Source organism: Paeniglutamicibacter sp. GQ140 (genome assembly GCF_059759235.1).
Map to the genome: position 1 here is coordinate 137,168 of NZ_JCAXDW010000003.1, position 14,575 is coordinate 151,742.

The following is a 14,575-nucleotide window of genomic DNA, read 5'->3' on the forward strand; positions in this document are numbered from 1 at the left end:
TGGCTGGGGATGTTTCACCGAATCCCGCCAGTGGCGGGGAATTGATGGTTCATTCCGATGTTGGGGCGGTAGCTCAGTTGGTCAGAGCAGGGGACTCATAATCCCTTGGTCGTGGGTTCAAGCCCCACCCGCCCTACACGCAAAAGGCCTAGCCGAGATCTCCGTCAAGGGAATTTGGCCGGGCCTTTTTTCGTTGGCTCATGCTTTGCGGGGTTGGTTTCGCGCAAAGACGCCTGATCCTCCGCGTTCCCGCGTGAAGCCCGACGTGGCTTGCCCAGTGGTCGACGCATCTCCGTTAGGCTCGATTTGCGGCATCGAGGTGAAACCTTCGGCCATTGGCCCGGGCAGGCACCGCACGCCGAACATTCTTCTTTACGCACCGAAAGGACGCGCCCGGTAAATGCATTGCGTCATGTTTGTCGACCAGCACCCCGACACCCTGGGGGGAATGCAAACCTCCGTGCGGCTGCAGCGGAGGTTCCTCGAGCTGGCGGGGCACCGGGTGACGATTGTTTCGCCCAGATACCGGGGCAACCATGCAAGTGACCCGGCGGTCATCGAGCTCCCCTCCGTGCCGCTGGGGCCGGGGGAGTATTCCATGACCATCCCCGGCAAGGTCAGCGACAGGAAGCTGGCCGCCGCCATGGCCGCCCGCGGGCCAATCGACGTCGTGCACGTCCAGGCGGACTTCTGGCAGGCCATCATCGGCTACCGCTTCGCCAGGGACAACAACCTTCCGGTCGTCCACACCATGCACAACCGGCTCGATGTGGGAATCGCCGCAACGATGCCGCTGCCGGGCCTGGTCCAGCGCGGGTTCGGCCTCGCGCAGAAGGCTTTCCTGCACACCGGCCTGCCAGTGGCTGCCAACGCATGGACATACCTGCGAAGGTTCACCGACCGTGCCCAACGCGTAACGGCCCCCTCCAGCCATTTCGCCCGGCTGCTGCAGGACGAACACGTCTTTGCACACGTCGATGTCGTCCCCAACGGCATGGACGACGGAATAGCGGCAGGGCTGCTGGCCCGGCCGCCGGCCGAACCCGGCCCCCGACCGAGGCTGGCGTGGGTGGGGCGGTTCAGCGCGGAGAAGCGCCTGCTTCCATTCCTGGACGCGGTTGCCATGTCCAACATCGACGCGGAGATCCATGTCTTTGGCGACGGCGCGGACCGGGCCAAGGCGGAAGCCAAGGCCAAGTCAATGGACAAGCCGACAGTGGTCATCCGCGGCAAGGTTCCCTACGGGAAAATGCTTGACGAGCTGCGTCGGGCCGACGCCTTGGTCCAGACGTCCCAGGGATTCGAGACCCAGGGCATGACGGTCTATGAGGCTGCTGCCCTCGGCACACCGTCACTGCTCAGCGACCGAAGCATCGCCGACGACCTGCCGGAGGGGGTCTATTGGCTCACCGAGGACGCCTCAATCGGCGGACTGGCCGACGCCCTGGGCAGGTGCGTCGATGAACTGCGGTCGGGCCGCGGACCACAGACCTCTTCCTTCGACCCGGCGTCGTTCCTGCAAAGCCGGCAGACCCAACTCATGGTTGAGGTCTATGCGGCGGCGGATCGCGAATTCAGGTCCCAGGGCCAGCCCCAAGGCTAATCCAGCGGCAGAAGGATCGAGGGACGGGTGTCGATGATCGTGAGCAACGGATCGATGTACTCCCCGTCCAGCCGCAGGCCCCAGTGCAGGCAGCGAGCATCGCAGTGAGCACCGGTTCCGACCACACCGATCTCATCCTTGGCGGAGACGATGGCACCGACGGCCAGGGTGCTGCGCACCGGCTCGAAGCTGGAAAGCAGTCCAGATCCGTGGTTGATGACAATGACGGGACGATCCACGATGGTTCCGGAGAAGGACACGATGCCGTCGGCGGGCGCGCTGACGGTGTCGCCGGGCCCCGCCTCCAGATCGGCGCCCCGGTGGCCGCTAAGCCAACGCTGGGCCGGCGGGTCGAATCCGCCCACCACCCGCGGAATCGGTGGCAGCGGCCAGCTCCACGCGCCCGCCGGGGCGGCGCGTTGGCTGGCCGGGCCGGGGGCTGGCGGAAGCCCGCTGGCCGGGGCCAGCAGCACCACGGTGCCGATCGCGAAGCCTGCCAGGGCTGAAACTGTTTTCATGCCCCCAGCATGCTTCGGCCGGGCCGGCCCGCCGGCCGCTGCCCGCTGCCCTGTGGAGGGCTCAGCGGTGTGATGCACGTCCCCTGTTCCTGTGCGGACGGGTCAAATTTCGGGCCGCCCGCCTGTAGTACACTTGAGCATGCGGTTCCCTGTGCCCTCTTGACGCCTGCGCTGACGGGGGGAAGGCAAGGAACTGACTTCGCGTATGAGTCATCCACACCTGAAAATCCCGCTTTCGTGGCGATTGGTTGTGTGTGCGACTTCCAGGCCCGCGGTCCGAATTACTTCGGGAGGGGCCGGGCAAGGAACGAATTGCCGTTCTGCTCATGCCAGGGGTCGCGTCCAATTCCGGATGCGCACCATCAACCGATAACAATGGCAGTTACCGCGGCCCAGTGATGGGCCGGCCAGCTACTGCCGGAAGGAGTTGCGACATGCCAGTCGTAACCATGCGCCAGCTGCTCGACAGCGGCGTTCACTTTGGACACCAGACCCGTCGTTGGAACCCGAAGATGAAGCGTTTCATCTTCACGGAGCGCAACGGCATCTACATCATTGACTTGCAGCAGTCGCTGTCGTACATCGACCGCGCCTACGAGTTCGTCAAGCAGACCGTTGCCCACGGCGGCACCGTTCTGTTCGTTGGCACCAAGAAGCAGGCTCAGGAAGCAATTTCGGAGCAGGCTACCCGCGTTGGCCAGCCCTTCGTCAACCAGCGCTGGCTCGGTGGCATGCTCACCAACTTCCAGACCGTTTCCAAGCGCATCTCGCGCATGAAGGAACTGGAAGAGATCAACTTCGAGGATGTTGCCGGTTCGGGCCACACCAAGAAGGAGCTGCTGCTGCTCAAGCGCGAGCTGACCAAGCTTCAGACCAACCTTGGCGGTATCCGCAACCTGACGAAGACCCCTTCGGTCCTCTGGGTTGTTGACACCAAGAAGGAGCACTTGGCCATCGACGAGGCACGCAAGCTGGGCATCCCGGTTGTTGCCATCCTCGACACCAACTGCGACCCGGATGAAGTCCAGTACCCGATCCCGGGCAACGACGACGCCATCCGCTCCGTCAACCTGCTCACCCGCGTCGTTGCCGACGCCGTTGCCGCTGGCCTCATCGCCCGCAACAACAAGGCTGCAGGCAACACCGAAGCTCCGGCCGAGCCGTTGGCCGAGTGGGAGCGCGAACTGCTCGAGGCCGGCAAGGCCGAGGCACCTGCCGCCGAAGCTGCTGCTGAAGCCGCTCCGGCTGCTGAAGAAGCACCTGCCGCTGAGGCTGCCCCGGCAGCCGAGGAAGCACCGGCCGCTTCGGCCGAGTAGTCACAAACCAAGGTCCCGGGCTGCCGGCGCTCCTCCCTTTGCGGGGGAGCGCCGGCAGCCCGGGACAAACCGCGGGACGGGCCACTATCGGCCCGTCCTTCGGCGAAAAAGCTCAAAACCACTTATGAATGGGGTTGCACGTGGCAAACTACACCGCTGCTGACATTAAGGCACTGCGCGAGCGCACCGGCGCTGGCATGATGGACGTCAAGAAGGCCCTCGACGAGGCCAACGGCGACGCCGAAAAGGCCATGGAGCTCATCCGCATCAAGGGCCTCAAGGGCGCCACCAAGCGCGAAGGCCGCTCGACCTCGGAAGGCCTCGTTGCCGCCAAGGTCGTCGACGGCACCGTCGGCGTCATGATCGAGCTTTCCTGCGAGACCGACTTCGTCGCCAAGAACGACAAGTTCATCGCACTGGCTGCCCGGGTCCTGGAAGTTGCCGTTTCCTCGGCCGCAGCCGACCTGGAGACCCTGCTGGCAGTCGACGTCGACGGCAAGACCCTTGCCGACGTCGTCACCGAAGAGGGCGCAGTCCTGGGCGAAAAGGTCATCGTCCGTCGCCTGTCCCGCATTGAGGGCGCATCGGTTGATGCCTACCTGCACAAGACCTCCAAGGACTTGCCGGCACAGGTTGGCGTTCTCGTCGCAGTGGACGGCGCCGGCGAAGCCGCTGCCACCGTTGCACACGACGTTGCAGTGCACACCGCTGCAATGGCACCGACCGTGCTTTCCCGCGACGACATCGACGCCGAGATCGTCGAATCCGAGCGCCGCATCGCCCAGGAGACCGCTGTCGCCGAGGGCAAGCCGGAAGCCGCCATGACCAAGATCGTTGAAGGACGCCTGACCGGCTTCTTCAAGGAGCAGGTGCTGGTCGACCAGGCATTCGCCAAGGACGCCAAGAAGACCGTGGGCAAGGTGCTGGAAGAAGCCGGCGTCAACGCCACCGCCTTCGCACGTTTCCGCGTCGGAGCCTAATTAGCTTCAACAGCAGGTAAATTGGTACTCGGCGCCCCGGCACCGGCAACCATTTGCTTCACACCAAGGTAAAGGGGGTGGCCACTTGAAGGTGGCCGCCCCTTTTTCCTGCCAGCTCCCGGGCCATTGAGGCCCGGGGGCCGGCAACACCCCCAACAGCTACAACGTGGGCCCGCACCGACCCGCACGCAGGAGGAATGACACCCATGGAAGCAACCCCCGAATCGCATGAACACACCCAGGCCCCGCGTCGCCGCAGGGTCTTGCTGAAGCTTTCCGGAGAGGTCTTCGGCGGCGGCAAGCTGGGCGTGGACCCGGTCACCGTGCGCGGCATTGCCGAGCAGATCGCCGCGACCGTGGGCAAGGTCGAGGTCGCCATCGTCGTCGGCGGCGGAAACTTCTTCCGCGGCGCCGAGCTCTCGGCCTCCGGCATGGACCGCTCGCGAGCCGACTACATGGGCATGCTGGGCACCGTCATGAACTGCCTGGCCCTGCAGGACTTCCTGGAGCAGGCCGGCGTCGACACCCGCGTCCAGTCCGCGATCTCCATGGCCCAGGTCGCCGAGACCTACATCCCGCGACGCGCCATCCGCCACATGGAAAAGGACCGCGTCGTCATCTTCGGCGCCGGTGCCGGCCTGCCGTACTTCTCCACCGACACCGTGGCGGCCCAGCGTGCCCTCGAGGTCGACGCCGACGTGGTGCTGATGGCCAAGAGCGGGGTCGACGGCGTCTACACCGCGGACCCGAAGAAGGACCCCACCGCCACCAAGCTCGAGCACCTCACCTACGAGGAGGCGCTCATCAAGGACATCCGCGTCATGGACCAGACCGCTATGACCATGTGCAAGGACAACAAGCTGGAGATGATGGTCTTCGGCATGGAAGGCGACGGAAACGTCACCCGCGCGATCCTTGGCGAAAAGATCGGCACCCGCGTCACCATCTAGGTGCCCCTCGCCATGCGCTTGCGTGGCATAGGATTGTTCACAAGCCCAAAATTACCCGGCAGCCCATGTACTGGGAGCCGATTCAAAGGAGTAGACCGTGATTGAGGAAACACTCGCCGAAGTTGCCGACAAGATGGACCGCACCATCGAATCCGCCAAGGAGGATTTCTCGGCGATTCGCACGGGCCGCGCCCACCCGGGAATGTACGCCAAGGTCATGGTGGACTACTACGGCACCCCGACCCCGCTGCAGCAGCTGGCATCCTTCGCCACCCCGGACGCACGCACCATCATGATCAGCCCGTACGACGTCAGCGCACTGCGCGAGATCGAAAAGGCCCTGGGCGATTCCGAGGTCGGCGCCAACCCGTCCAACGACGGCAAGTCCATCCGCGTGATCATGCCGGTGCTGACCGAGGAACGCCGCAAGGAGTACGTCAAGGTCGTGCGCGTCAAGGGCGAGGACGCCAAGGTCGCGCTGCGCAACCTGCGCCGCAAGGCCAAGGACGCCATTGACAAGCTGGTCAAGGACGGCGAAGTCGGCGAGGACGAAGGCGCACGCGCCGAAAAGGACCTCGACGCACTGACCAAGTCCCACACCGACGGCATCGACGACCTGCTCAAGCGCAAGGAAGCCGAGCTGCTGGAAGTCTAATGTCCAATCCCACCGAGCCGAGCGAAGGATCCGCAGGATCCCTTCCGGAGCCGACGCCGGAACCCGGCGGGCTTGAACCATTGACCCGGCGAGGCCGCAAGGCCAAGCGGACCAAGCCATCGCGGGCAGGGCGCGACCTGCCCGCGGCCATCGTCGTCGGCCTCGTGCTGCTGGCCGTGGTGTTGACGGGGCTGTTTTGGCTGCCGCTGGCGTTCGTCGCCACGGTGGCCATCTTCGGCGTCGTTGGCAGTTGGGAGGTTTCCCGCGCGCTGAACGGCGGGGGAGTCGACACCCCGTTGGTTCCCCTGGCCGTTGCCGGGGTTGCCCTGCCGTTCTCCGCGTACTACGGCGGCCTCGAGGCCCTGGGCATGGCGTTCACCGCCAGCGCGCTGCTGGTCTTCCTGTGGCGCATCATCGAGGGCCCGGCCAAGTCCGTGGCCTCGATCGTTGCAAGCATCTTCGTCCTGACGTGGGTGCCGCTGTTGCTGAGCTTCGCGGTGCTGCTGCTGAACGCTCCGGACGGGCACTTGTTGGTGACAACCATGTTGTTGCTGGTGGTCTCCAACGACACGTTCGGGTACCTGGTGGGCGTGCTGTTCGGAAAACGCCCGATGGCCCCGAAGATCAGCCCCAAGAAGTCCTGGGAGGGCTTTGCCGGGTCGGTCGCCGGGGCCACCGTGGTGGGCATTGCCGCGGCGGTGTTCCTGTTGGACGCTCCCTGGTGGGTCGGCATCCCGCTGGCGGTGGCGACGGTTGTTGCCGCGACGGCCGGGGACCTGGCCGAGTCCATGGTCAAGCGGGAGCTGGGCATCAAGGACATGAGCAACATCCTGCCCGGCCATGGCGGAGTCATGGACCGGCTCGATTCGGTGGTTTTCGCGATTCCGGCGACGTACATCCTCACCATTTTGCTGATGCCCGGCGCGCTGTAGGGCGCCGGTGCCAATGCATCCCTAAGATGGATATGCAGGCAGGTGCGACCGCTCCGCGGTCGGATCCGGTCCATCGCACCACCCGCAGCACCAAGGTGCCGGTTTTCCGGTACGCAATACCGAGATCAAGGAAAGAATTGTGAGTCAGGACAAGGCACAGCCGGCCCCCAGCCCCTTTGAGCGCGTGGGGGAAAAGGAATTCGGCTACAACACCAAACAGGTGGATGTGTTCCTCGCCCGCGCCCGAGCCACTTTCAACGGCGACGGCGACGATGATTCGATTGTCACCAGCCACATGGTGCGCCGCACCGTCTTCCCGGCCCAGCGCGGCGGCTACAGCGCCCGCGAGGTCGACGGCGCCCTGGACCGGCTCGAGGACGTCTTTGCCCAGCGGGAACGCGACGCCCTGATCCAGTCCAACGGCGAGGACGCCTGGCTGCAGCAGGTCGGCCGGCTCTCGGCGATCCTGCGCGGACGCCTGCACCGGTCCCCGGGGGAACGCTTCCGCCGGCCCTCGCGCACCAGTGCCTCGAGCTACAACGTGCAGGATGTGGACAAGCTCTGCGCCCAGCTGATCGACTACTTCGAGAAGGATGTCCCGATGAGCGTGGACGCGGTGCGCCGCGCGGAGTTCCGCCGGGCAGAGGGCGAACACGGCTACGAGGAGTCGCAGGTCGATGCGTTCCTGGACCGCGTCGTGGAGCTCATGGCCTCGATCGACTAGCCTCGGCGGTCGCCGAAGGATTCAATGCGGTTGGCTTGGTGTCGGACACCGGGCCAGCCGCATTTTTTTGTGCCCCGGCGCCGGCTTGCCCGGCCGGCGGCTCAGGGCAGCGGGCCGGCCTGCGGCTCGGGCACATGCAGCCGGGCCATGACCTCGTCGATGCGCACCGGGGCACGGCGCCTGGTGGCCAGGGACACGAAGAACATGACCAGGAACGCCAGCGGCACGCACCAGCCGGCGGGCTGGGCGAGCAGCGCGTGGAACGACTGCGCCTCGTTGGGCAGCGCTGCCGCCAGGATCAGCGAGGTCGCGCAGGCCACGGCGCCGGTCACCATGCCGGAAATGGCCCCGGCGACGGTGAGCCCGCGCCACCAGATGCCCAGCAGCAGCAGCGGGCAGATGGTCGCGGCGGTGAAGGCGAAGACCGAGCCGATGGCCCCGGCCAGGGCCAGGCTGGAGGTGCCCATGGCCAGCAGCAGGGGGACGGCGGTGGCGATGAGCGTGGAGATCCTGAATCCGCGCACCGTGCCGCGGAAAAGGTCCTGCGAGATGGTCCCGGCCAGGGACACCACCAGCCCCGAGGAGGTGGAAAGGAACGCGGCGAAGGCCCCGCCGATGATGATCGCGGTCAGCGCATCCCCGGCGGTCCCGCCCACGATGCGCCCGGGCAGCAGCAACACCGTGGCATCGGCGTTGCCGCTGGTGGCCAGCTCGGGCGTGTAGGCGCGGCCCAGGATTCCCAGCACCGTGGGGAAGAGGTAGAACAGGGCCAGCAGGCCCAGCACGATCGCGGTGGTCTTGCGCGCAGAGGGCCCGTCCGGGTTGGTGTAGAAACGCACCAGCACATGCGGCAGGCCCAGCGTGCCGAAGAGCAGGGCCACCAGCAGGGAGATGTTGTAGTACAGGCCCTGGTTCGCCGCCGGGTCGGCCGCCCGGTCAAAGACCGCGCCGCCCAGGGTCGCCGATTCCCCGGCCAGCCCCAGGTGCAGCAGCAAGAAGACCGCGGGGATCGCCAGTGCCGCGAGCTTGAGCCAGTACTGGAAGGCCTGGACGAAGGTGATCGAGCGCATGCCGCCGGCCAGCACCGTGAGGCACACGACCCCCATCACCAGCAGCGAACCGAGCCAGCCCGGCAGCCCGGTGCTGATGCCCAGGGTCAGTGCGGCCCCGTGCAGCTGCGGGACGATGTACAGCCAGCAGATGACCACCACCAGGAAGCTGGTGAGCCGGCGCAATTTCATGGATCCGAGCCGGATCTGCGCGAAGTCCGGGATCGTGTAGGCACGCGAGCGGCGCAACGGTGCCGCCACGAAAAGCAGCAGCATCAGGTAGCCGGCCGTGTACCCGATGGGGAACCACAGCCCGTCCTGCCCGGAGACCACGATCAGACCGGCAATGCCCAGGAACGATGCCGCGGAAAGGTATTCCCCGCCGATGGCGCTGGCGTTCCACCAGGGCTTGACGGTGCGCGAGGCCACATAGAAGTCCCCGGTGGTGCGCGAGAGACGCAGCCCGTTGACGGCGATGAGCACCGTCGCCAGGGACACCAGCAACACCGAAAGCAGGGCAACCGCGGGATTGATCATTTCTTGGCGATGCTCCGGTACTTTGCCTCGTTGCGGGCAGCGGCCCGGTTGAAGAGGAACGCGCAGAGCATGATCAGCGGGTACACCCCCACGCCCAGGATCCACCAGGGCAGCGGGATCGTGGCCAGGCGGATGTCGTTGATCTGCGGCCAGGTGAACACCATGACGGCCAGGCCCACCAGCAGCAGCAGGAAGCCCAGGGCAACCGATGCGGCCAGGCGCAGCTGCGAGCGGATGAGCGAGTGGACGTAGAAGGTGTCTGCGGCATCCGGGGCGGAGCGGCGGACGATGTTCAACATGGTGCCGGCGGGGGCGCTGACCCGCACGCGGGCGCCGCTGGGCGCCGGCAGCGTGCCATCGGGTGCCGGGCCCTGGCGGGGCCCGGGGGCCCCGCGCGGGCCCGGGGCGGCTGCGCCGGTCTCGCTCACAGCGGCCGGACTCGGTTCGCCGCCAGCTTCTCGCGCAGGTAGGGCAGGGCGCGGCGGCTGACCGGCAGTTCGGTGCCGCCGATGACCACCACGGCCTTGCCGGTGGCGAGCTTGACGGTGTCGATCTTGTCCATGGCCACCAGGTAGGAGCGGTGGATGCGCACGTAGCCGGCCGGTCCCCACTGTTGTTCCAGGTCGTTGAGCGGGACCCGGATCAGGTAGCTGGCGTCCGCGGTGTGCAGCCGGGCGTAGTCGCCCTGCGCCTGCACGTAGCGGATCTCGTCGCGGCGGATCATCTTGGTGATCCCGCCCTTTTCCACCGTGACCATGTCCGGCTTCGCGGTGTCCTCCTCGGCCAGCTCGCAGATGCGGCGGACCGACTCGGCCAGGCGTTCGGGGCGCACGGGCTTGAGCACGTAGTCCACCGCCGCCAGCTCGAAGGCCTCCAGCGCCTGGTCCTCGTCGGCGGTCACGAAGACCACGGCCGGGGGACGGGTGAAGCGGGAGATGACCCGGGCGATGTCCAGCCCCGACAGCGCGGGCATGTGGATGTCCAGGAAGAGGGCGTCGACCTCGAATTCCTCCAGGGCCTTGAGCGCCTCGGCCCCGGAGTTGGCCCGGTGGATGGTGCCCACCCGTGAATCGAGCGACAACAAATATGCCAGTTCCTCCACGGCAGGCAGTTCATCGTCGGCGACGACCACGTTTATCATGCACGTCATTTTACCCGCACGCCTCGCCGAACCGGCCCCGGCGCGCTAGTGCGCGGACAGGCCCGGGGCGGTGGGCTCCACGCCGGGGCGGAACTTGGGGATGCGCATGGTGATCAGGGTGCCGGCGCCCGGGGCGGTGTCGATGACCAGCCCGTGGGCGTCCCCGTAGACCTGGCGCAGCCGCACGTCCACGTTGCGCAGGCCCACGTGGATGGATTCGGTGGTTCCGGCGAGCACCGCCGCCAGCGCCACCGGGTCGATGCCCACCCCGTCGTCCTCCACGGTGATCAGCGCGTACTCGCCCGAATCCGAGGCGCTGATGGTGATCCTTCCGCCGCCGGGCTTGGATTCCAGGCCGTGGCGCACGGCGTTTTCCACCAGCGGCTGCAGGCTCAGGAACGGGATGGCGGTGGCCAGCACCTCCGGGGCAATGGCCAGGGAGACCTTGATGCGCTCGCCAAAGCGCGCCTTTTCCAGCAGCAGGTACCTGTCGATGGCGGTGAGTTCCTCGGCCAGCGTGGTGAAGTCCCCGTGCCGGCGGAAGGAGTAGCGGGTGAAGTCGGCGAACTCCACCACCAGCTCCCGGGCCCGGGCCGGGTCGGTGTTGATGAACGAGGCGATCGCGTTCAGCGAATTGTAGATGAAGTGCGGGCTGATCTGCGCGCGCAGCGCCCTGACCTCCGCCTCCATGAGCAGGGCGCGGGAGGCGTCAAGCTCGGCCAGGCCCACCTGCGCGGCAACCCAGGCCGCGACCTCGGCCACCGCGCGCACGAACCCGGCCCCGGCCCGCGGGATGTACGCGCAGACGGTGCCCACCGGGACGTCCCCGACCATGATCGGGGCGCAGACCATGTCCCCGGCATCCGAGCGCCGCACCTGGGTGCGGGTGGCCGACAGCGCTGCGGCGGCAAGCTCCAACGCCGCGGCGGTGCCCTGTTCCCCGGAGTCCGGGATCGTGCCGTCCACCGCGAGCACCGCGGAGGTGTCGGTGATGACCAGCCCCTGGGCGGCCAGCAGGGCGCGCAGGTGCTTGCCGGCCGTGGCGGCGCCCTCCGGGGTGAGGCCCTGGGCCAGGTGCGGGGCCGCGACCGAGACCCGGTGCAGGGTTTCGAAGGTGGCCTTCTCGGCGTCGGTTCCCAGGTCGCGGGTGGAGCGCGCGATCCTGAACCCGAGGAATCCCACCAGGGCGCCGCCGACCACGACGGTGGCGACAATCAGGGTCATCTGCAGTGCGGTGGAGAGCATGTTCCCAAGCCTACGCGGAGCGCGGAGCGGCGTGCCGTTCGTCGCCGGCGGGTGCCGCTTGGCGCACCCGGGGGACCGTTTGGCGGTTGCCGTGCCCGGCCCCCTTCCCGTGTGGCGGGCCAATGGCGCAGAGTGATCTCAGTCACCCTGCCAGGTGGCGTACCCCACAGTCCGGCCCGGATCGGCCGCATCGGGCAAGGTACCGCTCCTGGCGCCTTGAGCCCCTTGTGAAGGAGGAGTCATGAGCACCACCGAAGAGTCGGACCTTGGGACCGGCATCGATTTTGAGAAAGAGCAGGATTCGGAAGAGTTCCGCGAACTGCGCAAGACGCACCGCAGCTTTGTTTTCCCCATGGCAGCCATTTTCCTGCTGTGGTACTTCGCCTACGTCCTGTTGGCCGACTATGCGCACGAATTCATGTCCATCAAGGTGTGGGGCAACTTCAACGTCGGCCTGCTGCTGGGCCTGCTGCAATTTGTTTCCACCTTCGGCATCACCGCCGCCTACGTTTCCTACAGCAACAAGAAGCTCGACCCGAAGGCCACCGCGATCCGCAAGCGCCTCGAAGCACAGGAAGGGGAGTAGGCCATGAACGTCCTTACTTCATCGGTCCTCGCCGCGGCCGAAGAATCGACCAAGGTCGGCAACCCGTGGGTCAACATCGGGATCTTCGGACTCTTCGTCGGCATCACCCTGATCGTGGTGCTCAAGGCCTCGAGCAACAACAAGACCGCCGCCGACTACTACGCCGGCGGGCGTTCCTTCACCGGGACGCAGAACGGCACCGCGATCGCCGGGGACTACCTCTCGGCCGCATCGTTCCTGGGCATCGTCGGGGCCATCGCCATCAACGGCTATGACGGTTTCCTCTACTCCATCGGCTTCCTGGTTGCCTGGCTGGTGGCCCTGCTGCTGGTCGCCGAGCTGCTGCGCAACACCGGCAAGTTCACCATGGCCGACGTGCTCTCCTTCCGCCTCAAGCAGCGCCCGGTGCGCATCGCCGCGGCGATCTCGACCCTCGCGGTCTGCGTCTTCTACCTGCTGGCCCAGATGGCCGGCGCCGGCGCGCTGGTGTCCCTGCTGCTGGGCATCGACGACCGGCTGGGCCAGTCCCTGGTCATCGTGGTCGTCGGCGCACTGATGATCGTGTACGTGCTGATCGGCGGCATGAAGGGCACCACCTGGGTGCAGATCATCAAGGCCTGCCTGCTGATTGCCGGAGCCTTCATTATGACCATCATGGTGCTGGCCGCCTACGGCTTCAACTTCTCCGCACTGCTCGGTGCCGCGGTTGAATCCGCCGGCACCCCGGACATCCTGAACCCGGGACTGCAGTACGGCAAGTCGGAGACCTCGAAGATCGACTTCATCTCCCTGGCCCTGGCCCTGGTGCTTGGCACCGCCGGCCTGCCGCACGTGCTGATGCGCTTCTACACGGTTCCCACCGCCAAGGAAGCCCGCCGCTCGGTGGTCTGGGCCATCTGGCTCATCGGCGCCTTCTACCTCTTCACACTGGTGCTTGGCTACGGTGCCGGAGCCATGATCGGCGCCGACAAGATCAAGGCGGCACCGGGCGGCGTGAACTCCGCGGCACCGCTGTTGGCCTTCGAACTCGGCGGCCCGCTGCTGCTGGGATTGATCTCCGCGGTCGCCTTCGCCACGATCCTTGCGGTGGTGGCAGGATTGACCATCACCGCGGCGGCATCCTTCGCCCACGACGTCTACGCCTCGGTCATCGCCAAGGGCAAGAGCACCCCGGAGAAGGAAATGAAGGTGGCACGCCGCACCGTCATCGTCATCGGCATCTTCGCCATCGTCGGCGGCATCGGCGCCCAGGGGCAGAACGTCGCCTTCCTGGTGGCCCTGGCCTTCGCGGTCGCCGCATCGGCCAACCTGCCCACCATCCTGTACTCGCTGTTCTGGAAGAAGTTCACCACCCAGGGCGCTGTCTGGTCCATGGTTGGCGGCCTGGCCTCGGCCATCCTGCTGATCGTCTTCTCCCCGGTCATGTCGGGCCTGCCGACCTCCATGATCCCGGGCGCCGACTTCTCGATCTTCCCGCTGGCGAACCCCGGCATCGTCTCGATCCCGCTGGCCTTCTTCCTCGGCTGGCTCGGCTCGGTGCTCGACAAGCACACCGAGGACCCGATCAAGTCCGCGGAAATGGAGGTCCGCTCGCTGACAGGTGTCGGTGCCGAAAAGGCCGTCGACCACTAGCGGCGATGCAAGATCCACGGTGAAGGCGGGCAGTGCCCCGCTTCCACCGAGGCGCATGGGCGGTGTCGTTTTCTTCCCCCATAGGGAAACGGCACCGCCTTTGTCGTGTCCCAGGGTTTTCCCGTGCGCCGCCTAAGGCAAGTCAGCCGGCGGCGGGGGAGCCGTTTTCCCGGGCGGGGCCGCGGCGCCCGAAAGGGATCCGAGCCTCATCTCCATCAGGGCGGTGGTGCGGTGCGGGATCAGCTCGGCCATCGACAGCGAGGTGTCGGCGCGCTCCACGCCCTCGATGGCGAGGATCTGCCCGTTGACCCGGAAGAGCTCCTCCGCGCTGCCGGCCACCACGCGGGCCAGGATGTCGGCCGAGCCGGTCACCCCGTGCGCCTCGATGATTTCCGGGATGCCCCGCAGCCGCTCCACGATGCTTTCCAGCAGCCGCTGCCGCACGTGGATGTGCACGAAGCTGACCAGCCCGAATCCCAGGGCCGCCGGGTTCACGCGCTGCTCGAAGGGCAGCAGGGCGCCGCTGGTTTCCAGTCGCACCAGGCGCGCCTGGACGGTGTTGCGGCTCAGGCCCAGCTCGGTGGCCAGCGCCACGGCGCTGGCCTTGGGGCGGTGGCTCAGCGCGGAGAGGATCCGAAGGTCAGTTGCATCTAGTTGTTGCATAATGCGCAAGATTAGCACCGTGTGACCTCGCCGAATAGTGCAAG

Annotated in this window: 15 protein-coding genes and 1 tRNA gene; 10 read left to right on the forward strand and 6 right to left on the reverse strand. The window is 66.7% G+C overall.

The window, feature by feature from the left end; genetic code table 11:
• Positions 1 to 62: 62 nt before the first annotated feature.
• Positions 63 to 136, forward strand: a tRNA-Ile gene (locus AC6CHY_RS05490).
• A 276-nt stretch (positions 137 to 412) separates the two neighbouring features.
• Positions 413 to 1,603 carry a glycosyltransferase gene (locus AC6CHY_RS05495; protein WP_498225905.1) on the forward strand — a complete coding sequence of 397 codons (1,191 nt, stop codon included), beginning with the start codon at positions 413 to 415 and terminating at the stop codon, positions 1,601 to 1,603.
• Here AC6CHY_RS05495 and AC6CHY_RS05500 read toward each other — a convergent pair.
• A complete protein-coding gene (locus AC6CHY_RS05500) occupies positions 1,600 to 2,121 on the reverse strand; it encodes a M23 family metallopeptidase (protein ID WP_498225907.1) in 522 nt (173 codons plus the stop codon). The genes AC6CHY_RS05495 and AC6CHY_RS05500 overlap by 4 nt on opposite strands.
• Before the next feature lie 434 nt (positions 2,122 to 2,555).
• Here AC6CHY_RS05500 and rpsB point away from each other — a divergent pair, with 434 nt between their 5' ends.
• From rpsB to AC6CHY_RS05530, 6 genes are all read left to right on the forward strand, one after another.
• Positions 2,556 to 3,437, forward strand: a complete 882-nt coding sequence (rpsB, locus tag AC6CHY_RS05505) for a 30S ribosomal protein S2 (protein ID WP_217389659.1) — start codon at positions 2,556 to 2,558, stop codon at positions 3,435 to 3,437.
• A gap of 140 nt (positions 3,438 to 3,577) precedes the next feature.
• Positions 3,578 to 4,417, forward strand: coding sequence for a translation elongation factor Ts (tsf, locus tag AC6CHY_RS05510; protein ID WP_217389658.1), 840 nt, complete (start codon positions 3,578 to 3,580; stop codon positions 4,415 to 4,417).
• Between the two features lie 206 nt (positions 4,418 to 4,623).
• Positions 4,624 to 5,367, forward strand: a complete 744-nt coding sequence (gene pyrH / locus AC6CHY_RS05515; RefSeq protein ID WP_217389657.1) for a UMP kinase — start codon at positions 4,624 to 4,626, stop codon at positions 5,365 to 5,367.
• Between the two features lie 97 nt (positions 5,368 to 5,464).
• On the forward strand, positions 5,465 to 6,022 hold the full coding sequence (gene frr, locus AC6CHY_RS05520; RefSeq protein WP_217389656.1) for a ribosome recycling factor: 558 nt from the start codon (positions 5,465 to 5,467) through the stop codon (positions 6,020 to 6,022).
• A complete protein-coding gene (locus tag AC6CHY_RS05525) occupies positions 6,022 to 6,954 on the forward strand; it encodes a phosphatidate cytidylyltransferase (protein WP_217389655.1) in 933 nt (310 codons plus the stop codon). The genes frr and AC6CHY_RS05525 overlap by 1 nt, the downstream gene beginning before the upstream one ends.
• A 139-nt stretch (positions 6,955 to 7,093) precedes the next feature.
• Positions 7,094 to 7,678 (forward strand): DivIVA domain-containing protein, encoded by a 585-nt coding sequence (locus AC6CHY_RS05530; RefSeq protein WP_336245119.1) that lies wholly within the window; start codon positions 7,094 to 7,096, stop codon positions 7,676 to 7,678.
• A 101-nt stretch (positions 7,679 to 7,779) separates the two neighbouring features.
• On the opposite strand, the gene AC6CHY_RS05535 is transcribed toward AC6CHY_RS05530, so the two are convergent.
• The 4 genes from AC6CHY_RS05535 to AC6CHY_RS05550 are packed head-to-tail and all read right to left on the reverse strand — an operon-like array spanning position 7,780 to position 11,650.
• The gene (locus AC6CHY_RS05535) at positions 7,780 to 9,261 is read right to left on the reverse strand and encodes a sodium/solute symporter (protein ID WP_217389781.1); all 1,482 of its coding nucleotides are present in this window, start codon (positions 9,259 to 9,261) and stop codon (positions 7,780 to 7,782) included.
• Complete coding sequence (locus AC6CHY_RS05540) at positions 9,261 to 9,692, reverse strand: hypothetical protein (RefSeq protein ID WP_254456199.1); 432 nt, start codon at positions 9,690 to 9,692, stop codon at positions 9,261 to 9,263. The genes AC6CHY_RS05535 and AC6CHY_RS05540 overlap by 1 nt, the downstream gene beginning before the upstream one ends.
• Positions 9,689 to 10,405: a LytR/AlgR family response regulator transcription factor gene (locus tag AC6CHY_RS05545; RefSeq protein ID WP_217389654.1), complete on the reverse strand. Its 717-nt coding sequence runs from the start codon at positions 10,403 to 10,405 to the stop codon at positions 9,689 to 9,691. Before AC6CHY_RS05545 ends, AC6CHY_RS05540 begins: the two co-directional genes overlap by 4 nt.
• Positions 10,406 to 10,450: 45 nt before the next feature.
• The gene (locus AC6CHY_RS05550) at positions 10,451 to 11,650 is read right to left on the reverse strand and encodes a sensor histidine kinase (protein WP_498225911.1); all 1,200 of its coding nucleotides are present in this window, start codon (positions 11,648 to 11,650) and stop codon (positions 10,451 to 10,453) included.
• 241 nt (positions 11,651 to 11,891) lie between these two features.
• On the opposite strand from AC6CHY_RS05550, the gene AC6CHY_RS05555 reads away from it, so the two are divergent.
• Both AC6CHY_RS05555 and AC6CHY_RS05560 read left to right on the forward strand, forming a co-directional pair.
• Positions 11,892 to 12,236 (forward strand): DUF485 domain-containing protein, encoded by a 345-nt coding sequence (locus AC6CHY_RS05555; RefSeq protein WP_217389652.1) that lies wholly within the window; start codon positions 11,892 to 11,894, stop codon positions 12,234 to 12,236.
• A gap of 3 nt (positions 12,237 to 12,239) precedes the next feature.
• Complete coding sequence (locus tag AC6CHY_RS05560; protein WP_498225913.1) at positions 12,240 to 13,868, forward strand: monocarboxylic acid transporter; 1,629 nt, start codon at positions 12,240 to 12,242, stop codon at positions 13,866 to 13,868.
• Positions 13,869 to 14,000: 132 nt separating this feature from the next.
• On the opposite strand, the gene AC6CHY_RS05565 is transcribed toward AC6CHY_RS05560, so the two are convergent.
• On the reverse strand, positions 14,001 to 14,531 hold the full coding sequence (locus AC6CHY_RS05565) for an Lrp/AsnC family transcriptional regulator (protein ID WP_498225914.1): 531 nt from the start codon (positions 14,529 to 14,531) through the stop codon (positions 14,001 to 14,003).
• Positions 14,532 to 14,575 lie beyond the last annotated feature (44 nt).